The sequence below is a fragment of the Aeromonas sp. 2MA4 genome (assembly GCF_029237305.1).
Lineage (GTDB): Bacteria > Pseudomonadota > Gammaproteobacteria > Enterobacterales > Aeromonadaceae > Aeromonas > Aeromonas salmonicida.
In genome coordinates this window covers 65,533-91,809 of the sequence record NZ_JAACFY010000013.1, presented here as the reverse complement: position 1 = coordinate 91,809, position 26,277 = coordinate 65,533, and the positions used below count along the sequence as shown (strand labels likewise).

Annotated in this window: 24 protein-coding genes; 10 read left to right on the top strand and 14 right to left on the bottom strand. The window is 61.8% G+C overall.

The window, feature by feature from the left end; genetic code table 11:
* Positions 1–58 precede the first annotated feature (58 nt).
* Positions 59–673 carry a superoxide dismutase gene (locus tag GWQ31_RS14200; protein ID WP_275909640.1) on the bottom strand — a complete coding sequence of 205 codons (615 nt, stop codon included), beginning with the start codon at positions 671–673 and terminating at the stop codon, positions 59–61.
* A 21-nt stretch (positions 674–694) separates the two neighbouring features.
* Positions 695–1,120 (bottom strand): hypothetical protein, encoded by a 426-nt coding sequence (locus GWQ31_RS14195; RefSeq protein ID WP_034523673.1) that lies wholly within the window; start codon positions 1,118–1,120, stop codon positions 695–697.
* Positions 1,121–1,419: 299 nt separating this feature from the next.
* Here GWQ31_RS14195 and GWQ31_RS14190 point away from each other — a divergent pair, with 299 nt between their 5' ends.
* Both GWQ31_RS14190 and GWQ31_RS14185 read left to right on the top strand, forming a co-directional pair.
* Positions 1,420–2,331, top strand: coding sequence for a triacylglycerol lipase (locus tag GWQ31_RS14190; protein WP_162626240.1), 912 nt, complete (start codon positions 1,420–1,422; stop codon positions 2,329–2,331).
* On the top strand, positions 2,328–3,080 hold the full coding sequence (locus GWQ31_RS14185) for a lipase secretion chaperone (protein ID WP_275909639.1): 753 nt from the start codon (positions 2,328–2,330) through the stop codon (positions 3,078–3,080). Before GWQ31_RS14190 ends, GWQ31_RS14185 begins: the two co-directional genes overlap by 4 nt.
* Positions 3,081–3,338: 258 nt before the next feature.
* Here GWQ31_RS14185 and GWQ31_RS14180 read toward each other — a convergent pair whose 3' ends face one another.
* The 4 genes from GWQ31_RS14180 to sgrR form a co-directional block, all read right to left on the bottom strand.
* Positions 3,339–4,040: a hypothetical protein gene (locus tag GWQ31_RS14180; RefSeq protein WP_275909655.1), complete on the bottom strand. Its 702-nt coding sequence runs from the start codon at positions 4,038–4,040 to the stop codon at positions 3,339–3,341.
* A gap of 46 nt (positions 4,041–4,086) precedes the next feature.
* A complete protein-coding gene (locus tag GWQ31_RS14175; RefSeq protein ID WP_005316053.1) occupies positions 4,087–4,482 on the bottom strand; it encodes a thioesterase family protein in 396 nt (131 codons plus the stop codon).
* A 197-nt stretch (positions 4,483–4,679) separates the two neighbouring features.
* Positions 4,680–6,857, bottom strand: a complete 2,178-nt coding sequence (katG, locus tag GWQ31_RS14170; protein WP_275909638.1) for a catalase/peroxidase HPI — start codon at positions 6,855–6,857, stop codon at positions 4,680–4,682.
* Positions 6,858–7,049: 192 nt separating this feature from the next.
* The gene (gene sgrR, locus GWQ31_RS14165) at positions 7,050–8,726 is read right to left on the bottom strand and encodes an HTH-type transcriptional regulator SgrR (RefSeq protein WP_275909637.1); all 1,677 of its coding nucleotides are present in this window, start codon (positions 8,724–8,726) and stop codon (positions 7,050–7,052) included.
* A 100-nt stretch (positions 8,727–8,826) separates the two neighbouring features.
* Here sgrR and GWQ31_RS14160 point away from each other — a divergent pair, with 100 nt between their 5' ends.
* The 3 genes from GWQ31_RS14160 to GWQ31_RS14150 all read left to right on the top strand — a co-directional run bounded on the left by GWQ31_RS14160 (position 8,827) and on the right by GWQ31_RS14150 (position 11,173).
* Entirely contained in the window at positions 8,827–9,003 is a 177-nt protein-coding gene (locus GWQ31_RS14160; protein WP_005316058.1) for a hypothetical protein, read from the top strand.
* Positions 9,004–9,167: 164 nt separating this feature from the next.
* A complete protein-coding gene (locus tag GWQ31_RS14155) occupies positions 9,168–10,436 on the top strand; it encodes an aminotransferase class I/II-fold pyridoxal phosphate-dependent enzyme (protein ID WP_125597458.1) in 1,269 nt (422 codons plus the stop codon).
* 110 nt (positions 10,437–10,546) lie between these two features.
* On the top strand, positions 10,547–11,173 hold the full coding sequence (locus GWQ31_RS14150; RefSeq protein ID WP_275909636.1) for a glutathione S-transferase family protein: 627 nt from the start codon (positions 10,547–10,549) through the stop codon (positions 11,171–11,173).
* A gap of 142 nt (positions 11,174–11,315) precedes the next feature.
* Here the strand turns inward: GWQ31_RS14150 and GWQ31_RS14145 are convergent, their stop codons facing one another.
* The gene (locus tag GWQ31_RS14145) at positions 11,316–12,491 is read right to left on the bottom strand and encodes an iron-containing alcohol dehydrogenase (RefSeq protein WP_275909635.1); all 1,176 of its coding nucleotides are present in this window, start codon (positions 12,489–12,491) and stop codon (positions 11,316–11,318) included.
* A gap of 196 nt (positions 12,492–12,687) precedes the next feature.
* Here GWQ31_RS14145 and GWQ31_RS14140 point away from each other — a divergent pair, with 196 nt between their 5' ends.
* Positions 12,688–13,269 (top strand): hypothetical protein, encoded by a 582-nt coding sequence (locus GWQ31_RS14140; protein WP_111589188.1) that lies wholly within the window; start codon positions 12,688–12,690, stop codon positions 13,267–13,269.
* A gap of 206 nt (positions 13,270–13,475) precedes the next feature.
* Here the strand turns inward: GWQ31_RS14140 and GWQ31_RS14135 are convergent, their stop codons facing one another.
* A complete protein-coding gene (locus GWQ31_RS14135) occupies positions 13,476–13,928 on the bottom strand; it encodes a hypothetical protein (protein ID WP_005316072.1) in 453 nt (150 codons plus the stop codon).
* A 472-nt stretch (positions 13,929–14,400) separates the two neighbouring features.
* Here GWQ31_RS14135 and GWQ31_RS14130 point away from each other — a divergent pair, with 472 nt between their 5' ends.
* On the top strand, positions 14,401–15,873 hold the full coding sequence (locus GWQ31_RS14130; RefSeq protein WP_275909634.1) for a C69 family dipeptidase: 1,473 nt from the start codon (positions 14,401–14,403) through the stop codon (positions 15,871–15,873).
* 62 nt (positions 15,874–15,935) lie between these two features.
* On the opposite strand, the gene GWQ31_RS14125 is transcribed toward GWQ31_RS14130, so the two are convergent.
* The 3 genes from GWQ31_RS14125 to GWQ31_RS14115 are packed head-to-tail and all read right to left on the bottom strand — an operon-like array spanning position 15,936 to position 17,512.
* Positions 15,936–16,682: an SDR family oxidoreductase gene (locus tag GWQ31_RS14125; RefSeq protein WP_113720784.1), complete on the bottom strand. Its 747-nt coding sequence runs from the start codon at positions 16,680–16,682 to the stop codon at positions 15,936–15,938.
* 42 nt (positions 16,683–16,724) lie between these two features.
* Complete coding sequence (locus tag GWQ31_RS14120) at positions 16,725–16,970, bottom strand: DUF3624 domain-containing protein (protein WP_275909633.1); 246 nt, start codon at positions 16,968–16,970, stop codon at positions 16,725–16,727.
* Complete coding sequence (locus GWQ31_RS14115) at positions 16,967–17,512, bottom strand: N-acetyltransferase (RefSeq protein ID WP_011899119.1); 546 nt, start codon at positions 17,510–17,512, stop codon at positions 16,967–16,969. Before GWQ31_RS14115 ends, GWQ31_RS14120 begins: the two co-directional genes overlap by 4 nt.
* Before the next feature lie 188 nt (positions 17,513–17,700).
* Here GWQ31_RS14115 and GWQ31_RS14110 point away from each other — a divergent pair, with 188 nt between their 5' ends.
* Both GWQ31_RS14110 and GWQ31_RS14105 read left to right on the top strand, forming a co-directional pair.
* Positions 17,701–19,143: a RimK family alpha-L-glutamate ligase gene (locus tag GWQ31_RS14110; RefSeq protein ID WP_005316090.1), complete on the top strand. Its 1,443-nt coding sequence runs from the start codon at positions 17,701–17,703 to the stop codon at positions 19,141–19,143.
* Between the two features lie 24 nt (positions 19,144–19,167).
* Positions 19,168–19,704 (top strand): MgtC/SapB family protein, encoded by a 537-nt coding sequence (locus GWQ31_RS14105; protein WP_275909632.1) that lies wholly within the window; start codon positions 19,168–19,170, stop codon positions 19,702–19,704.
* Positions 19,705–19,759: 55 nt separating this feature from the next.
* On the opposite strand, the gene GWQ31_RS14100 is transcribed toward GWQ31_RS14105, so the two are convergent.
* The 3 genes from GWQ31_RS14100 to GWQ31_RS14090 form a co-directional block, all read right to left on the bottom strand.
* Positions 19,760–21,376 carry an alpha-amylase family protein gene (locus GWQ31_RS14100; protein ID WP_275909631.1) on the bottom strand — a complete coding sequence of 539 codons (1,617 nt, stop codon included), beginning with the start codon at positions 21,374–21,376 and terminating at the stop codon, positions 19,760–19,762.
* Between the two features lie 149 nt (positions 21,377–21,525).
* Positions 21,526–23,493, bottom strand: coding sequence for a TonB-dependent copper receptor (locus tag GWQ31_RS14095; protein ID WP_096117789.1), 1,968 nt, complete (start codon positions 23,491–23,493; stop codon positions 21,526–21,528).
* Between the two features lie 244 nt (positions 23,494–23,737).
* Positions 23,738–23,995, bottom strand: a complete 258-nt coding sequence (locus tag GWQ31_RS14090) for a DUF2442 domain-containing protein (protein WP_005316103.1) — start codon at positions 23,993–23,995, stop codon at positions 23,738–23,740.
* Positions 23,996–24,253: 258 nt separating this feature from the next.
* Here GWQ31_RS14090 and GWQ31_RS14085 point away from each other — a divergent pair, with 258 nt between their 5' ends.
* Complete coding sequence (locus GWQ31_RS14085) at positions 24,254–26,218, top strand: LTA synthase family protein (RefSeq protein ID WP_275909630.1); 1,965 nt, start codon at positions 24,254–24,256, stop codon at positions 26,216–26,218.
* The last annotated feature ends 59 nt before the right edge of the window (positions 26,219–26,277 follow it).

Genomic DNA, 26,277 nt, shown 5'->3' with positions numbered 1-26,277 from the left:
AAAAGAGACCCGCCGGATAGCGGGTCTCTTTTTGTGAATGGAACAAGACGCTAGCAGATCAGGCCAGCGCCTGCCGGTAACGACGTTCCACCTCGTCCCAATCGATCACCTTGTAAAACGCGGCTATATAGTCGGGACGCTTGTTCTGATACTTGAGGTAATAGGCGTGCTCCCACACGTCCAGCCCCAATATGGGCGCATGGCCCAGCATCAGGGGACTGTCCTGATTGGCGCTGCTCTCCACCTGCAATTTGCCCTCCTTGTCGACCACCAGCCAGGCCCAGCCGCTGCCGAAGCGGCTCAACGCCGCCTGGGTGAAAGCCTGCTTGAAAGCATCCAGCCCTCCCAGATCCCGCTGGATCGCCTCCGCCAGCTCGCCAGTCGGCTCACCGCCGCCTTGCGGGCTCATCACCTGCCAGAACAGGCTGTGGTTGGCATGCCCCCCCCCATGATTGCGCACCGCCCCCTGTACTTTGACCGGCAGGCTGCCGAAGCGGGCGAGCAGCTCATCCACCGGCAGGGCGGCCAGCTCGGGGAACGCTTCCAGTGCGACGTTGAGGTTGGTGATGTAGGTCTGGTGGTGACGACTGTGGTGGATCTCCATGGTCAGCGCGTCTATGTGGGGTTCCAGCGCATCGTAGGCGTAAGAAAGGACTGGCAGGGTATGGCTCATGATCACCTCTTTTTATTGTGATTAATGCAGTTGATGGGCGGGCTCGGCGTGGCACAGGCACTGACCGAGACAACGCTGAATGGCATCCTGAGTGCCGTGCTTGCGCACGAAGGCGATCAGCTCGGTATGGGTGCTGCGGGTATGGCGCAGAGCCGCGGCCCGCAGTGGGCTCGGACAGGCGGGGGACTGGCTGGTAGCAAGCAGGCAATCGTGGATGTGGCACAGCAGATCGGCTGCGCGGTCCGGCAGCGTCATGGCGATCAACAGGTCCGCCAGATTGTGGTGAGCCACCACCAGGGCAGCCACTGCCTCGTCTGCATCGTGCCAGAAAGAGAACTGCTGGCGAGCCAGCCACAGCGCCTGCTGATAGTAGGAGAGTGCCTTGGCGTACTCGCCGGCATCGAAATAGCGATTGCCACTCAGGGTCTGCTGCTTCCAATGCACCATGCTGCTGTCCGAGTCGGTTGTCCCGACCCATCCCTTCACCCAGGTTCCTGTCATGATCCCCGCCACTCAAATGATAATAATTATTATTTAACTTATGTGGTGGCCGAATACAAGGGATACTTGATCTTCGCTGGCCTGACGCCCTCTCCCCTCCTGCCCATATGGGTAGGGCTTTTTTGAATCTGTCTGTTTAGTGATCACTTGCACAGATGCAACTGGCCGGGTTGGTCATGCTGGCGGGTACTGGCATGAAGCCGGTGGCTGTCGGATGGACAGCCTATTTCACAAGGATGATGACGATGAAAAGATGGCTATTGGTGCTGCTGTGCGCCCTGCCCATGCTGGGTCAGGCGGCAGGTTATACCCAGACCCGTTACCCCATGGTGCTGGTGCATGGATTGTTCGGCTTCGACAAGCTGCTCGGGGTAGATTACTTCTACGGTATCCCTCAGGCCCTGACCCGGGACGGTGCCCGCGTCTATGTCGCGCAGGTCTCGGCTACCCACAGCTCGGAACTGCGCGGTGAACAGTTGCTCAAGCAGGTACAGCAGGTGCTCGCCATCACGGGTGCTGACAAGGTCAACCTCATAGGTCACTCCCACGGCAGCCCCACCATACGTTATGTCGCCTCTGTCGCCCCGGAGCTGGTCGCCTCCGCCACCAGCGTGGGGGGCGTCAACTATGGCTCCGAGATAGCGGACCTGGTGCGTGCCAACGTAGCCCCTGGCTCGATAGCCGAGAAACTGGCGGTCGCGGCCGCCTCGGCACTCTCTGGTGTCATCTCGCTGCTCTCCGGCGGCAGCCAGCTGCCACAGGATCCTCTCGCCTCCCTCGATGCGCTCACCAGTGCGGGAGCCCAGCGCTTCAACCAGCGCTACCCCGAGGGGCTGCCCAGCCAGTATTGTGGCGAAGGGCCACTGCGCGCCGCCAACGGCGTCTACTACTTCTCCTGGAGCGGGCGCGGCAGCATGACCAATGTCCTGGATCCGGTGGATCCTGCGCTGGCCCTCACCAGCACCTTTTTCAGCGAGCCCAATGACGGCCTGGTCGGGGTATGCAGCAGCCACCTCGGCAAGGTGATCGGCACCGGCTACCGGATGAACCATCTGGACGAGGTCAATCAGTCGTTTGGCATCCATCACCTGTTTGATACCGATCCTGTCACCCTCTACCGCCAGCACGCCAACCGCTTGCAGGGTCTGGGGCTATGAAGCGATCCCTCCTTCTCGCCCTGCCTCTGGGTGGAGCCTTCTTGCTGGGGGCCGCCCTGTTATGGCCCGACCCGCCGCCGAGTCTGAATGCCGCCCCCGAACAGGGAGCCCTGCGTCATCAGCTGGCCCAACACCTGGAACAGGGCGAGGCTGACGCAGAGAACCCACTGCTGGCCCGCTACCAGGTTTTTCTGGCGGCGGAGGGCCGCCTGACGGTGCCGACGGATCCGGACCTCGCCAGCCTGCAGCAGCTGTTTGACCAGCGTGAACAACTGCGCCAGCAGAGCTTCACCCCGGCCGAGCAGGATCAGCTGTTTGCCGAAGACAGACTGATGGAGCAGTGGACCCTGCGCCGCAAGGCGCTAGCCCAGGCGAGCGATGCCGACAAGAAGATGCTGGCCGGTGAACTCGAACTCTGGCTGACGGAGCAGCCCCAATGGTTCAGAGAAGCAGAGGTCAACAGCCGCCTGCTCGGCGAGTTGCAGACGCTGGCGCAATTACCCCCTGCCGAGCGGGAAGCCGTGCTGCTGGAGCAACTGGGGCCAGAGGCCGTGGATCGACTGCATCAGCTGGAACAGAGTCAGCAAGGGTTCGAGCAGCAGCTGGCAGGCTATCTGGCCGAGTTCACCCCTTTGCCCGCCCTTGATCGGGCCGAGCAGCAACAGGAGATACTGGCGCGCTGGTTTCCCGCCGAGCAGTGGCGGCGGGTCGAGGCGCTGACCCGACTGCGGCTCGAAAAACAGCCATAAACAGCAAGGGGGCCGCGATGGCCCCCTTGCTTCATTCTGCAACCGCACTCATTGTCGCTTGTTGGCCCTCGGCAGTGGCTGCCTGGTTCAGGGGAATAAACCACAACGACAAGGGGGCCCTGACGGCCCCCTTGCTTCATGCTGCAACCGCACTCATTGTCGCTTGTTGGCCCTCGGCAGCGGCTGCCAGGTCCAGGGGAATAGAGTACAACGACAAGGGGGCCCTGACGGCCCCCTTGTTTCATACTGCAACTCTACTTATTGCGGCTTGTTGGCGCCGGGCAGTGGCTGCCAGGTGAGACGGGTCACCTGGGTGCCTTGCACATCGCACTTGAGGTTCAGATCCTGCCAGCCCTTGTCCTGGCGCAGGGAAACCTCTCCTTCGATGCCCGATTCACTCACCTTGAGCGTCTTCTGCTCGAAGGTCACCTTGTCGCCCCTGGCCAGATCCATCAGCTTTCCGTTGCAGAGCCAGTGGGTGAGTTCGGTGCCTTTCAGCTTGACGCTGCCACTGCTGACTTTCTCCTCAGCCGGGCTGATGGCAAACAGCCTGGCCAGGTCAGCAGATCGCTTGGTGAGCCAGGCTTCACGCTGTTGCATGCTTATTTTGCTGACGAACTCGGCGGGCTGTCCCTTGTTATCAAGCCAGTGGGTCAGCTTGCCTTGCTCATCGAAGGCAAACTGGGCGGCAGGTTCTCTGACCCCGAACAGCTTGCCCCCCTTGAAGTAGTAACGGCTCTCCCCTTGCAGCTTGCCCTGCTCGTTCATGATGGGCACGGCTATGATGACGGGGGTGCCATCGATCCAGGCCTTGATCTCCACACCGTCATGACTGAACAGCCGGGTGTCAAGGGCGCTCTCGGCACCCCGGTCGATCAGGGTGAACTGCTCCGCAAGAGAAGCGGCCAAAGAAGGTAGGGAACAGAGTCCCAGTGTCAGAGCAGTCACTGTGTTGCGCATTATGTTCCTGTGCATGGTTTTCCTGTGGTAGGCCAACAGGCCAAGGTTAACTCTCTATCAGCCAGGCCCGCAGCGCTTCCCTGTGCTTGTCACTCAAGGGCAGGGATTGGCGGGTCTGATAGTCAAAATGGATCAGGGTCGTTTCGCCGGTGACGGCCAGCTCACCGCCCTGCCAGGCTTCCTGCCAGAGCGTGAAGGAGCTGGATCCGATGCGGCGCACCCCTGTGTTGATCGATACCTGCTGACCATAAAACAGCTCGCGTTTGAACTGTACCGTATAGCCCGCGATGATCAGGTGCCAGTTATGCACATCCAGCTCGGGAGAGAAGATGCGAAACAGGGGATCCCGCGCCGCCTCGAACCAGACCGCCGGCACCGTATTGTTGATGTGGCCGAGGGCATCTGTCTCTTGAAAACGGGGTTGGATCTGCATTTCCAGCATGGGCGACTCCTTGTCAGCAGGGGCTTGGCAGCTAGCCATCATCAATGAATCAAGATGTTACCTGATATCCAGTCCAAAAGGACAGGGGCTACACTGCTCCCCGGCACTGGCCAATCTCTGTCGCAACCCCAGGCAAGCCTTGGCTCAGGACAAAAAAAGACCCCGCACACCGGGTGTGCGGGGTCGTCGGGTCAGCCTTAACTCACCAGATCAAAGCGGTCCGCATTCATCACCTTGTTCCAGGCACTGATGAAATCGCAAACGAACTTCTCCTTGTTGTCATCTTGGGCATAGACCTCGGCGTAGGCACGCAATACCGAGTTGGAGCCGAACACCAGATCGATCCGGGTCGCCGTCCATTTCACCTTGCCGCTCTTGCGATCGCGCACTTCATACAGACGCTCTCCCGACGGGTGCCAGGTGTTGGCCATGTCGGTGAGGTTGACGAAGTAGTCGTTGGTCAAGGCCCCTTCCCTCTCGGTAAAGACACCGTGCCGGGTGCCGCCATGGTTGGTACCGAGCACTCGCATGCCACCTACCAGTACCGTCATCTCATGGGCCGTCAGACCCATCAGCTGGGTACGATCCAGCATCAGCTCCTCCGCCGTGACCGCATAGTCCTTCTTCAACCAGTTGCGGTAACCGTCGGCCAGCGGCTCAAGCACGTCGAACGACGCCACATCGGTCTGGGCCTGACTGGCATCACCACGACCCGGGCTGAAGGGGACTGTCACCTCGACACCGGCGGCCCTGGCCGCCAGCTCAACACCCAGGTTACCGGCCAGCACTATCACATCCGCCACGCTGATCTGGCTGGCGGCGGCGATGGGTTCGAGCACCTTGAGCACCCGCGCCAGCCTGGCTGGTTCATTGCCTTCCCACTCCTTCTGCGGGGCCAGCCGGATACGGGCACCGTTGGCACCGCCACGCAGATCCGAGCCCCGGAAAGTACGGGCGCTGTCCCAGGCGGTACTGACCATATCGCTGATGGAAAGGCCGCTGGCGGCAATCCTGGCCTTCACCGCAGCCACGTCATAATCGGTACGCCCGGCAGGTACAGGATCCTGCCAGATCAGATCTTCAGCTGGCACATAAGGCCCCACATAGCGGCTTTTCGGCCCCAGATCCCTGTGGGTCAGCTTGAACCAGGCGCGGGCGAAGGCATCGGAGAAGGCCGCCGGATCAGCGCGGAAACGCTCGGCGATCTTGCGGTACTCGGGGTCGAACTTCAGTGCCATGTCGGCGTCTGTCATGATGGGGTTGTGGTGAATGGCAGGATCTTCCACATCCACCGGCTTGTCCTCTTCCCGTATATTGACGGGCTCCCACTGCCAGGCACCGGCCGGGCTCTTTTTCAGTTCCCACTCGTAGTTGAACAGCAGATAGAAGTAACCGTTGTCCCAACGGGTGGGGTGGGTGGTCCAGGCCCCTTCAATGCCGCTGGTCACCGCATTGCGACCAATGCCGCGCTGGGTTTTGTTGAGCCAGCCCAGCCCCTGATCCTCGACAGCGGCACCTTCCGGCTCGGGCCCGAGCAGCCGGGCATCCCCATTGCCGTGACATTTGCCTACCGTGTGCCCCCCGGCCGTCAGGGCGACCGTCTCTTCGTCATCCATCGCCATGCGGGCAAAGGTGACCCGCATGTCCTTGGCGGTTTTCAGAGGATCAGGATTGCCGTCGACCCCTTCCGGGTTGACGTAGATGAGCCCCATCATCACTGCCGCCAGCGGGTTGTCCAGATCCCGCTCGCCAGAGTAACGGCCACCAGGCTTGCTGCTCGGTGCCAGCCACTCCTTCTCCGCGCCCCAATAGATATCTTTCTCGGGGTGCCAGATATCCTCGCGGCCGAAGGCGAAGCCGAACGTCTTGAGCCCCATGGACTCATAAGCTACGGTGCCGGCCAGAATGATCAGATCGGCCCAGCTGATCTTGTTGCCGTACTTTTTCTTGATGGGCCACAGCAGACGCCGGGCCTTGTCCAGGTTGGCGTTGTCAGGCCAGGAGTTGAGCGGAGCAAAACGCTGATTGCCGGTACTGCCACCACCACGGCCATCGGCGATACGGTAGGTACCGGCCGAGTGCCAGGCCATGCGGATCATCAGGCCGCCGTAGTGGCCCCAGTCTGCCGGCCACCAATCCTGGCTGTCGGTCATCAGGGCGGTCACATCCTGCTTGAGGGCGGCCATGTCGAGCTTCTTGAGCTCTTCCCGGTAATTGAAACCGGGCCCCAGCGGATTGGTCTTGGTGTCGTGCTGATGGAGAATGTCGAGGTTGAGGCTCTTCGGCCACCACGCCATGTTGGCTTGCTCGCCGGAGGTAGTACCACCGTGCATGACCGGGCATTTTCCTTGGGAACGTTCTGAATTGTTGCTCATCTTTTTCCTCATTTGCTCTGCTTTCCATAACCTGAACCAGCATGGCACTTTGGAATTGAATGTCCAATGAACTGCGACCCGCCGACCCATAGTAAAAACGGCAATTAAAACAGGATGATAATCTGCCGGAAGAGCACCTTGCAGGTACAAGGTGAGGCGAGACAGGTTCAACCCGCCACATAAGCATCGTCCTTACTCGGGGCGAAGCCAGGCACTGCGAAAATCAAACCAGCCGAGGGCCGTCATGCGCACCCCGTGCACACCGACCCGGCTCTCCAGCTCCAGCCAGTGGTGGAACAGGGGCACAAACCAGCCCTGTTGCTGCACCCGGGCCAGCAAAGCGCGCGGGCCCGGATCCTCACCGCTGGCACGCCACCGGGTCAGGCCCTGCCACAAAGCATGCTGACTGGCCCACACCTTGTGCAGCAGCGGCGTGCCCAGCAGCCAGGCGTAGGGGGCGAAGGCATGCTCGTGCTCCAGATTGAGGGTGCCGAGCCAGAGATCCACATCCTCATCCACCCCGCTCACCCAGCGGCCGTAATCCAGGGTGCGAACCTCCAGCCGGATCCCCTGTTCTGCCAGCAGGCTGGCCATGGCGCCGGCACACTCGTTGAACTCCAGATGCTGATTGAAACAGGCCAGCACCAGCCGCGTCGGCAGTTGCTCCGGCGTTGGCAATGACGCAGGCAGGGCCTCGCGCCAGTGGGGCAACAGACCCAGCGCACTGGTCCAGCCCCGCTGCAACTCGGGGGCGACCCGTGCCATCAGGGCGATGGGGTTGAGCAGCTGGGCCAGCCAGTGACGCAGGGCGGGATCCTGCAAGGAGACGGATCTGTCGTCCTGCAGCAGGAAGTAGCAGCCGGATTCAAGCTCGGATTCACCGCGCATGCTGCCCAGTTCAGGGCTGTCACGTCCCAGCTGCAGGTGGGTCTCCAGCCGCTCCGCCAGCTCCGGCAGCATCCAGATGTCGATCTCGTCGAGCAAGGCACGCAGACCAAAGTAGTCGTCAAACGCCTCCAGACAAAGGTGGAGGGGATCGTTGGCGGTCACCTTGTAGGGGCCCGTGCCCACCGGCTGCAAGGCAAAGCCCGCCTCCCCCTTGAGCTCCCGCGGCAATATGGTCGCCACCGGTTCGGCCAGCAGATGGGGCAGCAGAGGATCCGGGCTGTCGAGATACAGATCCAGAGTGCGTGGCCAGGGGCTCTCCAGCCGTACCAGATGGGCGAACAGGGGGCGATCCCGCAGTGCCAGCAGACTCTCCATCACATCCTCCACCACCAGCTCGCGACCGTGGTGAAAGCGCACCACCGGCCGCAGATAGAAGCGCCAGTGACAGGGCCCCAGACACTCCCAGTGGTGGGCAAGATCCCCTTCGATTTCCCCATTTTCCTCATTTCGTCGGGTGAGACCGTTGAAGATCTGCCGGCTCAGGTGAATTTCGGAGCGACGCAGCGGATCCGTGGGCAGCAGCTGGGGCAGCGGCCGGTAGTAGGGCACCCGCAGGATCTGGCGCCCCTCCCGGGTGGCCTGGCCGAGCTGCTCGATCAGCAGCGGGGTAAGCAGATCCAGCCGACCTTCCGCCAGCCGCACCGCCTGGGCGAGCTGGCCCTGACTCAGCAGATCCCGCAGGCGGCGCCGGGTCAGACTCTCCTGGCTGTCGAGCAGAGTGAGCCGGGAGCGCCGTCCCCTGCCCGCCTCGGCTGACCAGCGGAGCCAGCCCTGATCCTGCATCCGCCGCAGCAGCAGGCGGGCGTTGCGCGGGGTGCAGCAGAGCAGGTCCGCCACTTCGGCGAGACTTGCCTCCCGCTCATCGCAGCCAAGCTGCTGGGCGAGTCGTTGAAACTGCTGATAGAGGCGACTGGTCGGCATAAAAGAGGAAATCCTGTTGCTATAAGTCATCAGTTTTTACTTCCTCATTTTAGCTCAATACTGCTGATGAACATGAGAGCCACAGCACAGGAGCATCATCATGAACCAGCAAAGCGCCCCCAAACCGAACCGGATCCAGCAAACCCTGCGTCGCTACTTCAAGCGGATCCTGCCTCGCCCGCTGACCCTGATCGAGGATCCCATGAGCCAGCTCAACCGCCTGATGCAGTGGGACATGCACCAGATCGATGACAAGGAGTATCGCCGCCGCCTCTGAGTGCAGCGTCAGTTGATCAAGAGCGAGGCACATCGTCAGCGGATGCCATTGCTTTACCGGATTGGGTGGTTTACATCGCCGCTGAGCCTGATAGATTGGACGTCTATCCATCTATAACTGCCCAGCTGTCACTGCGACAAGCAACATCCAACAAGGAGTGTGTGATGAAAGATGCGACCCTGGCCCTGCACCACGGCTTTTCCAGCGATCCCACTACCAAGGCGGTCGCCGTGCCCATCTACCAGACGGTGGCCTACGAGTTCGACAGCGCCCAGCACGGGGCGGATCTGTTCAATCTGGCGGTGCCGGGCAACATCTATACCCGCATCATGAATCCCACCAACGATGTGCTGGAACAGCGGATGGCCGCGCTGGAAGGGGGCATCGCCGGGCTGGTGGTCTCGGCAGGTTCCGCCGCCATCACCTACGCTATCCAGGCGCTGACCGCCGCCGGTGACAACATAGTCTCCACACCCCAGCTCTATGGCGGTACCTACACACTGTTCGCCCACATGCTGCCGAGCTTCGGGGTTGAAGTGCGCTTCGCCAGGGATGACAGCGCCGAGGCCATCGCCGCCCTCATCGACGACAAGACCAAGGCGGTCTACTGCGAGAGCATAGGCAACCCGGCGGGCAACATCGTCGATCTGGCCGCCTTCGCCAAGGTGGCCCACGCCCGTGGCGTGCCGCTCATCGTCGACAACACTGTCGCCACGCCGGTGCTGTGCAAACCCATAGAACACGGCGCCGATATAGTGGTGCACAGCCTGACAAAATATGTCGGCGGTCACGGCAACTCGCTGGGCGGCGTCATCGTCGACTCGGGCAAGTTCCCCTGGGCGGATAACGCCGAACGCTTTCCCCAGCTCACCCAGCCCGAACCCTCCTACCACGGGGTGGTCTATACACAAGCCTTTGGCCCCGCCGCCTTTATCGGCCGGGTACGGACAGTGCCGCTGCGCAATACCGGCGCGGCGCTGGCACCCATGAACGCCTTCCTGCTGCTGCAGGGGCTTGAAACCCTGAGCCTGCGCATGGAGCGCCACGTGGACAACGCCCTTCAGGTCGCCCACCACCTCAAGCATCACCCGAAAGTAGCCTGGGTCAGCTACGCCGGTCTGCCGGGGCACCCCCACTATCTGCTGGCGGAGAAGTACATGGGGGGCCGGCCGTCGGCCATCCTTTCGTTCGGCTTGAAGGAGGGCTATGAGGCGGGGGTACGCTTCTACGATGCGCTCAAGATCTTCAAGCGGCTGGTCAATATCGGCGACGCCAAGTCGCTGGCCTGCCACCCCGCCTCCACCACCCATCGCCAGCTGAGCGAGGAGGAACAGGTCAGGGCTGGGGTCAAGCCGGAGATGATCCGCTTGTCGGTGGGGATAGAAGCGATCGAGGACATATTGGCGGATCTGGATCAGGCGCTGGAGGCCTGAGTCAGCCAACAAGAGAGCGGGCACTGCCCGCTCTCTTGATTTCTCCATGCCGGTGAACCAGTCACCTCGCCGACGCGTATATCGACTCCTGCCACCGAATCGAGGTTCCAATGATAATCCTGCACCACCTGAACAAATCCCGCTCCCAACGCATTATCTGGCTGCTCGAAGAGCTGGGCTTGCCTTACCAGATCAAGGCGTACCAGCGCAACGCCACCACCTTTCTGGCGCCACCCGAGCTGAAAGCCATCCACCCCCTCGGCAAGTCGCCTGTCATCGAGCTGGAAGGACGCGTGCTGGCGGAATCCGGCGCCATCACAGAGTACCTGATTGCCCGCCACGCCCCCGAGCGGCTGGCGCCAGCTCAGGATAGCCCCGACTACCCCGAATACCTGCAGTGGATCCACTTTGCCGAGAGCTCCGGCATACTGCCGCTGCTGCTCGACATGTTCGTGCGCAAGGATGGCAGCCCGATGCGCTTCCTGCCGGACTACGCCAAAGCGGAGTGCGCCAAGGTGCTGGGCTATCTAAATGCGGTCTTGAGCACTCGCCACTATCTGGTGGGGGACCGTCTCTCCGGCGCCGACATCATGAACTCCTTCCTTGTGGATCTGCTGGCCCAGGGCGGCCAACTGGCACACTTCCCGCACCTGCAAACCTACTGGGAACGCCTCAATACCCATCCGGCCCGCCAAAAAGCAGCTGTGCTGGAGCGCGAGCTGGATCTGGGCGCCTGACCCTCTGCCTTCAGCGCCTCACCCCGGAATGCAAAACGCCCCGACAATCGGGGCGTTTTCTTTTCAGCTCGTCAGCCAAATGATCAGAGTGCGTGGGAGAATATCCGCGCCACTATTATTGCCCGGCACTTGCACCTCAGACTTAAAGAGCGTGGGAAAGGATCCTGGCTACCTTGTCCGGATCTATGTCCTGCTGCTCCCCGAGCGCGGTCAGGCCGAAACGCTTGAGGTTGGAGCAGATACCTGGGATGCAGCTCTCACTCAGACCGTAGTCGGCGAGACGGGTGCCCACCCCCATCTGCTGGAAGAACTGCTCGGTGCGGATGATCGCCTCCTCGATGCGCAGCGCCTTGTCCTCCCGGCTCGAATGCCAGACCCGCTCGGCGAACTGGGCCAGCTTCTCCTGCTTCTGGGCCGCCTGCTCACGCAGCAGGGAGGGCAGCACCACCGCCAGACTCTGGGCATGATCCAGCCCGTGCAGCGCGGTGAGCTGGTGGCCGATGGCGTGAGTGGACCAGTCCTGCGGTACGCCGCGGCCGATGAGACCATTGAGCGCCAGGCTGGCGGCCCACATCAGGTTGGCGCGCACCTGATAATGGGTGGGATCCACCAGGGCTTTGGGGCCGTTATCCACCAGCACCTGCAGCAAGCCTTCCGCCAGCCTGTCCTGCACCTCGCCCCCCACAGGGAAGGTGAGGTACTGCTCAATGATGTGGACGAAGGCATCCACCACCCCATTGCCGATCTGGCGGGCGGGCAGGCTGTAGGTGGTGGTGGGATCGAGCACGGCAAACACAGGTTGCACCAGCGGATTCATGAAGGAGAGCTTGGCCTCCCCCCGACTCACCACGGCGGCGGGATTGCTCTCCGAGCCGGTGGCGGGCAGGGTCAGCACGCAGCCCAGCGGCAGGGCCGCCTTGACGGGCGCCTTGTGCAGCAGTATCTCCCAGGGATCCGCCCCCTCGAAGCAGGCCGCCGCGGCCACGAACTTGGTGCCATCCACCACGGATCCGCCGCCGACCGCCAGCAGGAAGTCGATGCGCTCGCGCTTGACCAGATCCACCGCCTCCATCAGCTGATCGTACTGGGGGTTGGCGCCAATGCCGGGGAACTCCAGCCACTCCCGGCCTGCCAGCGCCTGGGTCAGCTGGTCATAGACGCCGTTTTTCTTGATGCTGCCACCGCCGTAGAGCACCAGCAGGCGACTACCTGCCGGGATCAGGTCGGGCAGCCTGGCTATCTGGCCGTCACCAAAACAGACCCGGGTAGGATTGGCATATTGGAAGTTGTACACGGCAAAGCCCTCGGTTGAATGCATGCAAGGGGATTGTGCGCCCGTGGCTCCGGCAGGTCAAAAAACGGGAGCCGGCTATCAAAACACGCATTGCGTTCGAGTCCAGCAGGTTGGTCAGGCGCGGCTCTGCTATGGTCTGTCAGGAAGGCGGTGCCATGTGCCATCCGGGCCTGCATGCCCACCTCCTCTCATCCTCATTTCCCGTCATAAGGTCTGAAACATGAAATTGAAGCATGCATGGATTGCCGGTCTGCTCTCCCTATCGACCTGCCTGGTGCAAGCCGCCGAGGTGGTCACCGAAGTCGCGACCGCTCCGGGCAAGGCCAGTCTGGTTGAAGCCGTGACTGCCCAGGCGACGGTGACTGCCATCGACATGGCGAGCCGCAAGGTCAGCCTGAAAAATGACGCCGGTGAAGCGTTCGACATAGTCGCCGGTGAACAGGTCACCAACCTGCAAAACCTCAAGGTTGGCGATACGGTGGCACTGAGATACCTGCAGATGCTGGATCTGGAACTGCTCAAGGGCACGGCAGGCGTCAGACAGCGCGTCGTCGAGATGGATGCGGACAAGGCCGCCGCTGGCCAGAAGCCGGGGGCCGGGGTGGGGGTCAAGGTCACACTGTATGGGGACGTCATCGACGTCGACAAGGCGCAGCAGACGGTCACGGTCAAAGGGGTGGATCACACCCTGGTGGTCAAGGTGCACAACCCGGCGCAATTTGCCCTGATCGCCAAAGGGGATCAGATCAAGGCCGTCCAGACCCAGGCGGTGGGTATCGGCATAGTGCCCGAGAAAAAATAGCGCCTGAGAAGACATAGTACCGGAGCAGAAACGGGGCCGGGAAGGCAGCAGCCCCAAGAGCCCGTCAAAAAGGGAGGGACATCACCCCTCCCTTTCTCATTGTGATGTCATCATCCCTTCCACATGGGAAAGGCGGCGTCATTACCCGAGGCAACCCCTTGCCCCCGATGACCACAGATTGCCGTTCGAGTCGTGCAGGCCATGACTCAGGTAGTCTTGGTCTCTTCCTTTGGCTCGCTCTTCTTGCCGGTGAGGCGATCCATGGCATCTTGCAGCATGGTCTCCTTCTGCTCGTTCAAGGCCTTGCTCTGCTGCTCGCGCTCTTCGGCAGAGAGTTGCTTGTTGTCGGCGATCGCCTTGAGCTTCTCCTCTATCTCGTTGAACTTCTTGCGATCAAACCCAAGCGCCTTGTCCACCAGCTGCTGCATCATGCCACCCTTGTCCGAGTTCATGTCCAGCGCGGGCGGCAGCTTGCTGTTCTTGGCCAGATGCTCATAGGTGAGCGCCTGCTGCGCCTTGCTGGTCAGTCGCTGGGAGGAGAGGTTGACCAACTCCTCCCAGCCGCCACCCTGACCACTGTCGGCACCGCTGAGGGTGGCGAGGGCGCGGGAGTTGGACGCACTCTGGGCAAGTTGCTGGCTGTAGGGTTTGATATCCATGGGGACTCCAATCTGTATGCCGATCCGGCATGACGCTTTGGCTGATTCGATAACATGGGGCGCCAGGCCCCACCATTGTCAATTAAACCAGCAAGTTACAGGCCAACTTTCCAGATGGGGCCAAATCCCGCACTCAGGCTGGCGCCACGCCCATTGCTCGCCGCTGCCGGGCGTCAGAATCATGACTCCTGCGCCGCCCCGTGATGATATTGCGGCACATCTATCTACACTCGAACGCCTCTGCCAGAGAAAGCCAAGGATTAGCGCGCAGATCACAAAACAAACAACTGCAGAAGCCTACAATTTTGGCGCACGATAGAACCAGCAAGCAGTGTTATGGATGAAATGTTTGCGACATCAATGATCGGCAGACCAATCCACCGGCATACTTCCATGCCGCCATCGGCCTGCGGCAGCGCGCATCCCATCCCACCGCCTGACTTTCACTCACAGTTACACTTCGGGCAATCCCATGAAAAAACACACCTTGAGTCTCCTCTCCGCCACCCTGCTCACCCTGCTTGGCACCAGTGCCGACGCCTGCACCGGCCTTGTCGTCGGCAAGGGCGCCAGCGCGGATGGCAGCGTTATGATCGCCAGAAACGAGGATTTTGGCGTCAACAACTGGAACAAGTACCTGGCCTTCCGGCCGGCCCAGCAAAACGAGGGCAATAGCTGGAAGCTGGGCAACGGGCTGGAAGTGCCCATGCCCAAGGCCTTCCTCGCCTACTCCGCCATTCGTGACTGGGATGCCGCCACCAGCGACCCGGCCGGTAAATATTATGAAGAGCGCGGCATCAACGAGCTCAACGTCGCTCTCTCGGCCACCACCAGTGCCGAGGTCAACGACAGGGCCCAAAAAGCCGATCCGCTGATCGAGAAGGGAGTGATTGAAGCCATCATCCCCACCCTGATCCTGCCGCAGGCCAGGAGCGCCAAAGAAGGCGTCGCGCTGCTTGGCCGCTATGTGGAGCAATATGGCGCCGGTGAGGGCAACAGCCTCTATCTGGCGGATGTAAACGAGGCCTGGCTGATGGAGATTGGCTCCGGCCACCACTGGATCGCGGTGCGGGTGCCGGACGACAGCTACGCTATGGTGGCCAACGGCCTGCGCATCCACGGCGTCAATCTAGACAGCGCCGATGTGCTGCACTCGCCCAGGCTGCTGGAGTTCGTGCGCGAGCACAAGCTGCTGGATAACGCCGACCCCAAGGACTTCAATTTCGCCAAGGCGTTCGGGGTCATTGCCGACCCCTACAACGTGGATCGGGAGTGGCTCGGCCAAAAAATGCTGACCGCCTCCCACCAGCAGGCGACCCGGCAGGCGCAATATCCGCTGTTCATGAAGCCTGACTCCCCTATCGCCGTGCCGGACGTGGCCAGGGTGCTGAGCGCCACCTATGAGGGCACGCCGCTCGCTGGCAAGGCGGAGCGACCGATCCGCATCGATCGCCAGCTCGAATCCCACGTGATCCAGCTGCGCAAGGAGATGCCCAAGGAGCTGCAGGGATTGATCTGGCAGAGCTACGGCGTGCTGGCCGAATCTGTGATGGTACCGCTCTACAGCCCGCTGGAATCCTATCCCCTACCCTATCGCATCGGCAGCGACAGCTACTCCGATGATTCCGCCTACTGGCAGTTCCGCAGCCTGACAGCGCTGGCCAACACCAATCCGGACAAATATCTGCCGCTGCTGCGGGGCGTCTGGAGCAAGGAGAGCGCCAAGCTCTACAAGGAAGTAGCTGTGCTCGACAAGACCCTCAAGCAGACCTACGCCAATGACAAGGCCACCGCGCTCGGGCTGGCCGCCGACTACTCCTACGGCCAGCTGGAGCAGACCTACCAGATGGCCAAAGAGTTGCGCTACAAGCTGATGACGGATCTCACCAAGAGCACGGAGAAGAAGTATTCAGAGGAGGAGTTCAAGAAGATCATGAGCCTCTGACCGGCTCTTCAAAGCAAAGAGGCACCCTTGGGTGCCTCTTCTTGTTTCGTCAAACGGGAAGCTCAGCCACGGCTGATATGGAGCGGACCAAAAGTCTGGGCCACCGGCATTATCTCTATGCTGTTGATGTTGACGTGGGCGGGCTGCTGGCTGACCCAGAGCACTGTATTGGCGATGTCTTCCGGCTGAATGGCCTGCACCCCCTGATAGACGGTAGCGGCTTTGGCGTCGTCACCGTGGAAGCGCACGTTGGAGAACTCGGTGCCGCCACACAGACCCGGCTCCACGTTGGTGACGCGGATAGCGGTGCCCGCCAGGTCGGCGCGCAGGTTGAGGCTGAACTGTTTCACGAATGCCTTGGTGGCGCCGTAGACGTTGCCGCCCGGATAGGGGTAGGTGCCTGCGATGGAGCCTATGTTGACCACGTGGCCGCGATTGCGCGCCACCATGCCCGGCAGCAGCAATCGGGTGAGCAGGGTCAAACCGCTGATATTGGTGGCTATCATCTGCTCCCAGTCTTCGAGGTCCGCCTTGTGGGCGGGTTCCAGCCCCAGCGCCAGACCGGCGTTGTTGACCAGCAGATCCACTTCTTGCCATGCAGCCGGCAGGCCAGCGATGGCGGCTTGAGTCGCCGTCTTGTCCTGCACGTCGAATACCAGCGGCAGGAAGCTGTCACCCAGCTCATCGCCCAAGGCAGCCAGACGTTCAGCACGTCGGCCTGTGCCTATCACCCTGTAACCCGCGTTCACCAGCTGGCGGCTGATGGCCTCCCCAAAACCGGACGAAGCACCCGTTACCATTGCTATCATCTGAACCTCCATTGTTATTTATCTTGTTTAAACAAAAAAAATTCACTCATCATCCAGCTCGCGCCCCGTCGCTTTTCGCCAGATAAACACAGCCAGATGGAGCAGAAACAGGCCCGAGCCTCCCAGCGCGAACAGCAGGCCAGTGAGGGCATTGACCGAGGTGTCGGCACCAAACCACCACCACACCAGCCAGCCGATCAGGCCGATGACAAACGTCTGGATGGCGCAGACGGGGCAGCGCCCCAGCTTGGCCTTGATGGCGGTGGCAAGGCAGTCTTCACAACTCATCCTGAGCAGCCCGCCTTGCCGTGTTGCAAGGCTGCTTTACCGCCTATGCGGTGCTTGCGGGCCAGACCGCGCAGCTGACGCTCCTCGTCACCAATGAGTGACAACACCAGCCGGTGAGCATGCTGGTCTCGGCCATAGTAATCCGGCAACCTCTGCTGAGCCTTGAATCCCAGCGCCTGATAGAGGGCAAGCGCCTCTTCATTGGCATCGCCCACCTCGAGGCGCACAGCCCCCCAGCCAGCTTCGCGCCCCTCCCGGATCACCTGCTCCAGCAGACGGCGGGCCCAGCCCTGACGACGAATGGTCCAGCGGATGGCGAGAGTCTGGATCACCAGCCGATCCCACCCTCTGTGCTCCAGCAGGCTGAGATACCCCATCAGCTGTGACGTCTCATCCAGCAGCAGCAGGGTGCGCCCCTTGGCGTGGGTGAGCAGATAGTGCCAGCGGCTGCGGCCAAAGGCGACTTCGGGGGGAAAGCAGTAGCGTTCCAGCTTAACGATGGCGCCTAAATCATCGGTTCGGGCCGCGCGCACGGTCAACACAGGGAGTCCTTGTTCGGTTATTTATCTTCAGCACCAGAAATGCGACTTGTATCACAAGTTACCAAAGCAGAATATTAGGCACTGTAACCTCTTGTTTCCCCTCGCGCCATTGTCGTGCTTGTCGGTGCATCGAAGCCCACTGGGGATACTGCCATTCAAGGCAGTCCTTTCTGTGGAGCCGAAGAACTATGAGTACCTATGTCATCGTCGAAGAGCTGGGCGACTGGCCCTGCCATGCCGATTATCTGCTGACTGCCCGCACCTACCTGCAACACGGCGTGCCGACCACGGGCGGCAGACCCCGCATCATCAACCTCTGCCGCGATCTGGAGCACCTGAGCGCGGGCTACTACTGCTCCCTGCTGGCGCAGGCCAGGGGCCATCACTGTCTGCCGGGATTGCAAGCCATCAGCGTGTTGCAACCCCAGCAGCCGCCAGCCAAGCTGTGGCGCAAGGTGCAGGGCTGGCTGGCCCAGCAGAGCGAGGATCGCATTCGGGTGCGCGCCATCTTCGGTCAGAGCGAACAGAGCGAGCTGGCGGGGCTGGCTCGCTACTACTACGGCCTGAGCCAGTTGCCGCTGCAGGAGCTGACCCTCAAACGCGGTCGGCACGGCTGGTCGGTGCGCCAGCAACAAAGCCTGTCTCCGCTGGATCTGAGCCAGAGCGAGAAGGCACTGATGCTGCATCATGCCCAGGCGCTGGTTGGCGCCGGAGATGGGGAGCATGCGGCGCCGCTCTACCAGCTCGCCATCCTGGTGGATCCCGATGATGGCCGCGCCAGCAGCGATGCCCTGGCCCTCGACCGCTTCATCAAGGCGGCCGCTGCACAGGGGATCCAGGCCGAGATACTTGCCCCCTCCGCCATAGAGCGGCTGCCGGAGTTCGACACCCTCTGGCTGCGGGCAGAAACCGCCGTCGGCCACTACACCTTCGAATTTGCCCGCCGCGCCGAGCAGCTCAAGATGCCGGTGATCGACAGCTCCCGCGCCATCCTCGCCTGCAGCAACAAGCTCTATCTCTACGAGCTGATGGTGCGCAGCGGCGTGCCCATGCCGCCCACCATGGTGGTCACCCGCCGGGGCCGCCACCAGGTGGACGAGCTGGTGCAGCGGCTCGGCCTGCCGCTGATGGTAAAAGTGCCCGACGGTGCCCAGGGGCGGGATCTCGCCATGGCCAGCGATGAACAGCAGCTCGCTCGCCTGTTGGACGAGGGACTGGGTCGCTCCGCCCTGCTGCTGGTGCAGAGCCGGATCCCTGCCGAATTTGACTGGCGCATCGGCTTTCTCGACGGCTCGCCGCTGTTCGCCTGTCGCCGCTACCGCCCGGAACCTGGCAACCGCATCCGCCGCCGCAAACACCCCCTCGACATGAGCAGGATCGAGGCACTGCCGCTCACCGAGGTACCGGAGCGAGTGCTGCAAACAGCCCGCCGCGCCGTGCATCAGCTTGGCAACGGCCTGTTCGGGGTCGACCTGCGCCAGCAGGGGCGCGACTGCGTGCTGCTGGAAATCATCGACAATCCCTGGATACGTGGCGATATTGAGGACAGAGAGGCAAAGGACCTCTACGAGCGCCTGGCCAGGGCCTTCCGGCAACGGCTGGAAAACCGGGGGCAGAGCGCGGCAGGATAACAAGCATCGACAGCAGAGGTGATTATGATGACAGCGGATTGGTGGGACATAGCGCCCCTTGGCTGGGAGAACATCCTGGCCTGCCTGGTATGCGGCACCCTGGTGGGGCTGGAGCGGCAACTGCGCGGCAAGCCGGTCGGGATCCGCACCTCTTCGCTCATCATTCTCGGCACTTACTGCTTTCTCGCCATCGGTGCCGCCGTCAGCCCCCAGGGAGCCGATCAGGCACGGGTGCTGGGTCAACTCATCACGGGGATCGGCTTTCTTGGCGCCGGCGTCATGATGACCCGGGATGGTCAGGTACTGGGCGTCACCTCGGCTGCGACCGTCTGGATGCTGGCGGCACTCGGCGCCCTCATCGGCATGGAGATGCTGCACCAGGCCGTGTTGCTCACCGGCGTCACCCTGGCCATTCTGGTGGGGGTGGATTATCTCGAGACCAGCTTCAAGAGTCTGCGCTGCGGGGTGCACAACCGGCTGGAGAGCTGGCGCCACGGCAATAGCCATGCGCCTGACGCCAATACCCATCAGGACGAGCTTGGCAGCGGTATCGAGAAGTAACCCACCACAATGAACAAGGGCTCCAAACTGGAGCCCTTGTTGTTACTCGCCAGCCTTATTGCAACAGCAGGAAGCGACCGCTCAGCGGTGGCAAGTCCACCGTCACGCTGCTGCCACCCAGCGCCAGACTCTCACCGCTTTGCAGATCCACCAGGGCACTTCCACTGCGCAGTTTGCCGACCGGCAAGGCATAGCTTTGAGGCGTGGTGGAGACGTTGAGCAGGTAGACAATCTGCTCTGCCGCCGTCTGTTTGATGTCGCCATAAACGCTGCCATCGGCCACCAGCTTGACTCGCTCCCCCTGATAGAGGGCGGGATGCGTGGCGCGCATCGCCAGCAACTGGCTGAGCCACTGCTTGAGTTCGGCCTGATCGCTGCTCGGCACGAAACCGGTGACACCGGGCACCTTGCCATCGCTGCGGGCCACGTGATCGTCACAGAGTCCCTGCGCCGCGCAGTCGCCGCTCACCTGCTTGGCAAAGCCCGGTACCTCGTCGCCAAACTCCTCGCCGTAATAGAAGGTGATGGGGCCTGAGCGAGCCGCGAGGAAGCTGAAGGCCGCCTTGTGGCGCTGCCAGTAGTCCGCCGGATTGAAATTTCCCCGCTCCAGCAGGTCACCGAAGCGTACCAAATCGTGGTTGCCCAGCATCAGATTTGGCATGGCGTGGTCCGGATAGCTCTCTACCTTGTTCCAGCTGGCATCCAGCACGCTGGCTCCCTGCCCGCCCTTGCCGGACTCCTCCACCGCCAGCGCCTGTACTATGCCGTAGCGCAGCGGGAAGTCGAACGCCGAGGAGAGCGCCGGATTGTCGCTCGGGCCATAGGCCTGGGCCCGGATCTCGTCAGCACTCTTCCATACCTCACCCACCATGTAGCCCAGGGTGCCCCACTGTTGGCCCGCCGCCTTGCGTGCCGCACTGGCCTGTTCGACCTCGCCGCGAATGGCACGCCATTCGTCCAGCCCCAGCTGATAGGCCTGATCCAGTCGCCAGCCGTCGATGCCGTACTGTTCGACCCAGTAACGCGCCACCTCCTTGAAGTAGGCGAGGCTCTCGGGTTGGCTGTAATCCACCAGCTGACCGGGATAACCGGCACCCCCGCTCTTGAGCACAGGCTGGCGCCCCTCTGGCGACGGCTTGCTCACTCCCACCTTGTTGACGTGACCGAACACACCATCGAGGAAGACGTAAAGGCCGCGCTGGTGCGCCGCATCCACCAGCTGTTTGAGCTGGGCATTGCTGCCAAAGTTGGGAGCCACGGTGAAAAAATCACAGGCGAAGTAGCCGGTGGCATCCAGCTTGTCATCCCCCCCCTGACCCGCACAGGAGTCAAATACAGGGGTGAGCCAGATGGCGTTGACGTTGAGACTCTTGATGTGATCCAGGCTGTCGATGATCCCTTGCAGATCGCCGTTGTGCCCGGAGGGGCCATAACCGACGCCATAGTTGGCGGCGCTGTCGCCATCGACGAAAGACTCCACCATCACCTGATAGGTCCTCAGGTTGCAGGCGGCCTGGTCATTGCCATAACAGGCGCGGCTGGCCGAGGTCACCGGTGGATTGACCACGGGTGGCTGAGCCTCGCTGCTGGAGCCACCGCCCCCGCTGCCGCACGCCGTCAGGAACAAGGCGGCCCCGAGCAGGCCGCCATAGCGCAAACGTCCTTGTTTCATTGTTATCTTCCCGCTGTGGTGGTGCTGGCGCAGAACGCGCCACCCTTGAGGTCATGATACCCAGCTCACCACTGCGGGTCTGTGACTGAAAACGTTACCCGCTTCAGTCGGTTAGAGCCCCTCTGACTGACAGTTGGCACGTACCCGGTTCAAAGCACGCCGGCAGAGGCGAAGCGATAGTTGACTGACAGCCAGAAGGCGCGGCCCGGTTCGGGAATACGACCAATCTGCTCATACCCCAGCCCAGCCTGGCTGGCGTGTACCGACTTGGAGAGGTGCTCGTAGTAGAAGGTATCGAACAGGTTGTCGATACCGGCGGACAACTGCCACCCTTCGCTCACCTGCCAGGCACCGCTCAGGTTCATGGTGAAGAAACCAGGTGTCTCCCCCTGATCCTGACCGGCCACTGTGCCAGATCCCACATCTACCCTCTTCTGCGCCGCGACGGCGCGCCCCAACAGCGTAAAGCTCCAGTCCTCATCCGGCTGCCAGCCCAGGGCCAGCTTGCCATCGAGTGGCGGCATCTGGGCCAGCGGCTTGCTGTCGCTCTGGTTTTCGCCGTAGACCACTGCCAGACCACCATCGAGGCGCCACTGTTCGGCAAACTGCCAGCGCCCTTCCAGCTCGCCGCCCCGGGTCTGGGCCTCTATGTTGCGCACCTGGTTCGACTTGCTGTGATAGAGCAGGTAGTCCTTGATGTCGGCACTGAACAGGGAGAGGGTCAGATCCAGCTCGCGGCTGCGCAGGGCCAGCCCGGCATCCCACTGGCGGCTGCGCTCGGGGTTGAGGGTGAAGGGGACGCTATCCTTGCTGCGCTCCCAGTAATCCGGTGCCCGCTCGGCCTGGCCCCAGGCCAGATAGCTCGACCAGGCTGGCGACCACTGGTATTCGTAGCGGCCAAACCCGCTGTCGAGCACCAGCTTGTCGCTATAGAGGGTCTGATCGCCGGCGCCATATTTGGTGGTCTCCACCCGATCCTGACGATAACCCCCCTTGTAGCTATGGGCCCCCTGCTGGCGACCCAGCTCGCTGAACCAGCCTTGCTGTTCGAATCGCAAAGTACGCTGGCGAGGCTGGCTGGCGTAATCCACACCGCTGCGGGCCCTGTGCTGATCCCGGTTGGCATCGAGTCCGGCGGTCAACAACCAGTCGGCCGGCAGGGCGATATCGTTGGCCCAGCGGCCGCCGGTATTGCGACGATCCGGGTTGGAAAGCATCTTGATGCCGCTGTTTGGCCGCAGGCTGAAGTTGTCCATGATGTGGTCTATGTCGTTGTCCCACAGCGTCAGCTCACTGCGGCGCCACTGCTGGCTGATCGCCTCCTGCTTGAACTTGAGACCGAAAGACTCCCGGTCGAACATGGGGCCATCCATCATGCGATCCGCGTAGGCGGCGCGGGCGTTGCTGCGTTCGGCGGTCAGCTCGAGCAGGGTGTTGTCGCCCGGCGTCCAGCCCAGCTGGGCCGTGCCGTTTTCCCGGCGATAGAAGGAGCGCACCTTGTCGCCGTGACCATCGCGGTAGTCATCGCTGTCGGAGTGGGTGAACTGGCCGCGCAGATAGCCCTCGGGGGCGCCGACGGTGGCATCCAGCATCTGGTCGTCACGACCGGAACTGCCATACAGCGCCGAGGCTTCGGCCTTGACACCGGGAGCACTGAACTCGGGTCTGTCTCGCTCGAACAACACGGTTCCCGCCAGGGTGGCACCCTGCTCCAGGGATTGCGGCCCCTTCAACACCCGTATCCGGTCGAAAGATTGGGGAAATACATAGGCGGTGGGCGGGTCCATGCGACCGCCACAGCCGCCGGCCAGCATGCCGCCATCCATCTGCACGTTGAGGCGGGACATGCCCATCCCCCGCAGCACGGGATCGCCCCCCAGCCCCCCTTTGCGCACCATGCTCATGCCGGTGACGTTCTTCAGATAACCGGCGCCATCGGCGGCAGGCATGGGGGAGCCCGGCTTCTTGGGATCCAGGGTCACTTCCAGAGTGCTGGTCGGGCGGCTGGCGACCACCACCATGGGCTCCAGCCGTTGCACCTGCTCCTGACCGGCTGCGCCGTGGCAAGCAAGGCCCCCCACCAGCAAGGCGAGAGGGGTCCGCATAAAATGAGCCATGAACTTTCCTTATCTATCTGTTTATCTTGTTTTTTTAATCTCTACCAACAAACCTTTCTGCTGGGGAAAGGTTTGCCGTCTGGCCGCAAAAAAGGCCTGCGACCAAGATGTGGCAAGCCTTGTCAGGCGACGGCAAGAGAGGGTTGGCAAAATGTTGCGCAGGTTTTACCCAAATTGGATAGAGAAGGCAAACGGACAAACATTCCAGTTACAGGAATCTGGGGATGGCTCACAAAAAAGAGGGTTAGTTGAAGGCTTCCCGCTCATTGATGGGTTTGATCAGGTGATACACCTCGTGGGCCGAGAGGGTGCAGCCAGCAGGCCACTCCAGCTGATGACGGCGGTTGATGAAGACTCTGGCACAGCGCCGCTCCGAATCCAGCGCCGCAAACAGGGGCTGTGCACGCCAGGGGGCCAGATCCAGCGCTCCCGTGGTGCCGTCGGAGAGCACCACAAACAGCCGCCATCCCTGCAAATATTCCACATCGATAAAGACCGGCATCCCTTCGGCTCCGATTGAGAAAATTCGGCGCCATTATAAACAAGCCCCCAGCGCCGCTTTGCAGGACGGATCACACTTTTTCCAGCCATTTATGCTGTCTTCAATCCCTGCGTCTTGTCACATAAAACGCATAAATCGTGCCAGAACATCTCTTTTACCAGCACCTGATGCAACCTTTCCCCGAGCACAAGGTCATAACCCTGCAATATAAAAACAATGTGCCCGAGGACGGGTGCAAACAGGCTTGTAGGAACAACAATGACCACTATCAAACAATGGCTGGGACCGTTTTGGCCCATCGCCGTTTTTTCATTTATCGCGCTTGTCTCTCTCTCCGCCAGCCGAGTCGGCCTCGGCGTGTGGCAACTGGAACGGGTCGATGCCGTCGCAGGTTGGCCAGAGATGCTGCTGCAAGGGCTGCGGGTCGATATCGCGACCCTCTGCTGGATATGGGGTGTCCCCGCCATGCTGACCATGCTGCTGGCCGGGCCCCACGCCATTGGCCGGGCCTGGTTGCAGCTCATCAGGGTCTGGCTGACGCTGGGACTCTGGCTGATGCTCTTCCTCGAGATCTCCACTCCCTCTTTCGTGACCGAGTACGGCGTGCGGCCCAACCGCCTCTATGTGGAGTACCTCATCTATCCGAAAGAAGTGCTCTCCATGCTATGGGCCGGCCGCAAGGGTGAACTGCTGATCGCAGTGCTGTTCAGCCTGCTGACTCTGGGAGGAGGTTGGTGGCTGAGCGGTCGTCTGCTGCGCGGACTGAGCTTCCCCCGCTGGTATCTGCGCCCGGCCTTCGCCCTGCTCATTCTCGCTATCGGCTTCCTCGGCGCCCGCTCCAGTCTCGGTCATCGCCCTCTGAATCCGGCCATGGTCGCCTTTGCCAGCGACCCTCTGATCAATGCCCTCACCGTCAACTCCGCCTACTCGGTGTTTTTCGCCATCAAGCAGATGGGGGGCGAAGAGGATGCCAGCCAATTCTATGGCCAGTTGCCTCGGCAACAGATCCTCGACCTCATTCGCCAGGAGAGCGGCCGCGAGCTCCATGACTTCAGCTCGACGGCCCTGCCCAGCCAGACCTTCAACGAAGCCAGCTATAGCGGCAAACCCAAGAATCTGGTGATCCTGTTGCAAGAGAGCCTGGGAGCCCAGTTCGTCGGCTCCCTCGGCGGCCTGCCGCTCACCCCCAATCTGGATGCGCTCTCGCAACAGGGTTGGGCATTCGAGCAGCTCTACGCCACTGGTACCCGTTCGGTGCGCGGCATAGAAGCTGTGCTGACCGGTTTCACGCCGACCCCGGCCCAGGCCGTGGTCAAGCTAGGCAAGAGCCAGACCAACTTCTTTACCATCGCGGATCTGCTCAAGCAGCGCGGCTACGACACCAGCTTCATCTATGGTGGCGAGAGCCATTTCGACAACATGCGCAGCTTCTTCCTCGGCAACGGCTTCACCACCATAGTCGAGCAGAAAGACTTCAAGAACCCGGTATTCGAGGGGTCATGGGGCGCCTCCGACGAGGACCTGATGACCAAGGCAGACGAGACCTTCAAGGCGCTGCACAAGGAGGGCAAGCCCTTCTTCAGCCTGGTGTTCAGCTCCAGCAACCACGATCCCTTTGAATTCCCTGACGATCGCATCGCGCTCTTTGAGCAGCCCAAGCAGACCCGCAACAACGCCGCCAAGTACGCGGACTACGCCATCGGCGAGTTCTTCAAGAAGGCGAAGCAGTCCGACTACTGGAAAGACACCCTGTTTCTGGTCATCGCCGACCACGACAGTCGAGTTGGTGGTGACAGTCTGGTCCCCATCCCCCGCTTCCACATTCCCGGCGTCATCGTCGGTGACGGCATAGCCCCGAAGCAGGACCCGCGCATCGTCAGCCAGATCGACATGGCACCGACGCTGCTCTCCCTGATGGGGATAAGCGCCGACTATCCCATGCTGGGCAAGGATCTGACCCGCATGCCAGCCGACTGGCCGGGGCGCGCCATCATGCAGTACGACAAAAACTTCGCCCTGATGCGGGGCAAGGATGTGGTGATCCTGCAACCGGAGCGTCCGGCGCAAGGCTTTATCTACGAGAGCGCCACCGAGACGCTTACCCCGGCACCGCAACCGGATGCCATGAAGGATGCCGCCCTCGGGCTGGCGCTTTGGGGGAGTCTGGCCTACCAGAAAGGGCTCTACCAGACGGCGCAGGATACCCGGACAGTGCTGAACTGACCCCGCCAACGCAACAATATAAAACCCGCCAGTTGGCGGGTTTTATATTGGGCGAGACA

What these genes read in the sequence shown, in the direction of transcription:
- sgrR (WP_275909637.1), bottom strand. Translation starts at nt 8,726, where the DNA reads ATGCCGACCAGTCGCCTCTATCAGCAGTTTCAACGACTCGCCCAGCAG.
- GWQ31_RS14110 (WP_005316090.1), top strand. Translation starts at nt 17,701, where the DNA reads ATGAGTACCTATGTCATCGTCGAAGAGCTGGGCGACTGGCCCTGCCAT.
- GWQ31_RS14155 (WP_125597458.1), top strand. Translation starts at nt 9,168, where the DNA reads ATGAAAGATGCGACCCTGGCCCTGCACCACGGCTTTTCCAGCGATCCC.
- GWQ31_RS14150 (WP_275909636.1), top strand. Translation starts at nt 10,547, where the DNA reads ATGATAATCCTGCACCACCTGAACAAATCCCGCTCCCAACGCATTATC.
- GWQ31_RS14100 (WP_275909631.1), bottom strand. Translation starts at nt 21,376, where the DNA reads ATGAAACAAGGACGTTTGCGCTATGGCGGCCTGCTCGGGGCCGCCTTG.
- GWQ31_RS14095 (WP_096117789.1), bottom strand. Translation starts at nt 23,493, where the DNA reads ATGGCTCATTTTATGCGGACCCCTCTCGCCTTGCTGGTGGGGGGCCTT.
- GWQ31_RS14090 (WP_005316103.1), bottom strand. Translation starts at nt 23,995, where the DNA reads ATGCCGGTCTTTATCGATGTGGAATATTTGCAGGGATGGCGGCTGTTT.
- GWQ31_RS14190 (WP_162626240.1), top strand. Translation starts at nt 1,420, where the DNA reads ATGAAAAGATGGCTATTGGTGCTGCTGTGCGCCCTGCCCATGCTGGGT.
- GWQ31_RS14105 (WP_275909632.1), top strand. Translation starts at nt 19,168, where the DNA reads ATGATGACAGCGGATTGGTGGGACATAGCGCCCCTTGGCTGGGAGAAC.
- GWQ31_RS14160 (WP_005316058.1), top strand. Translation starts at nt 8,827, where the DNA reads ATGAACCAGCAAAGCGCCCCCAAACCGAACCGGATCCAGCAAACCCTG.
- GWQ31_RS14175 (WP_005316053.1), bottom strand. Translation starts at nt 4,482, where the DNA reads ATGCTGGAAATGCAGATCCAACCCCGTTTTCAAGAGACAGATGCCCTC.
- GWQ31_RS14200 (WP_275909640.1), bottom strand. Translation starts at nt 673, where the DNA reads ATGAGCCATACCCTGCCAGTCCTTTCTTACGCCTACGATGCGCTGGAA.
- GWQ31_RS14145 (WP_275909635.1), bottom strand. Translation starts at nt 12,491, where the DNA reads ATGCATTCAACCGAGGGCTTTGCCGTGTACAACTTCCAATATGCCAAT.
- GWQ31_RS14085 (WP_275909630.1), top strand. Translation starts at nt 24,254, where the DNA reads ATGACCACTATCAAACAATGGCTGGGACCGTTTTGGCCCATCGCCGTT.
- GWQ31_RS14120 (WP_275909633.1), bottom strand. Translation starts at nt 16,970, where the DNA reads ATGAGTTGTGAAGACTGCCTTGCCACCGCCATCAAGGCCAAGCTGGGG.
- katG (WP_275909638.1), bottom strand. Translation starts at nt 6,857, where the DNA reads ATGAGCAACAATTCAGAACGTTCCCAAGGAAAATGCCCGGTCATGCAC.
- GWQ31_RS14140 (WP_111589188.1), top strand. Translation starts at nt 12,688, where the DNA reads ATGAAATTGAAGCATGCATGGATTGCCGGTCTGCTCTCCCTATCGACC.
- GWQ31_RS14135 (WP_005316072.1), bottom strand. Translation starts at nt 13,928, where the DNA reads ATGGATATCAAACCCTACAGCCAGCAACTTGCCCAGAGTGCGTCCAAC.
- GWQ31_RS14125 (WP_113720784.1), bottom strand. Translation starts at nt 16,682, where the DNA reads ATGATAGCAATGGTAACGGGTGCTTCGTCCGGTTTTGGGGAGGCCATC.
- GWQ31_RS14130 (WP_275909634.1), top strand. Translation starts at nt 14,401, where the DNA reads ATGAAAAAACACACCTTGAGTCTCCTCTCCGCCACCCTGCTCACCCTG.
- GWQ31_RS14185 (WP_275909639.1), top strand. Translation starts at nt 2,328, where the DNA reads ATGAAGCGATCCCTCCTTCTCGCCCTGCCTCTGGGTGGAGCCTTCTTG.
- GWQ31_RS14180 (WP_275909655.1), bottom strand. Translation starts at nt 4,040, where the DNA reads ATGCGCAACACAGTGACTGCTCTGACACTGGGACTCTGTTCCCTACCT.
- GWQ31_RS14195 (WP_034523673.1), bottom strand. Translation starts at nt 1,120, where the DNA reads ATGGTGCATTGGAAGCAGCAGACCCTGAGTGGCAATCGCTATTTCGAT.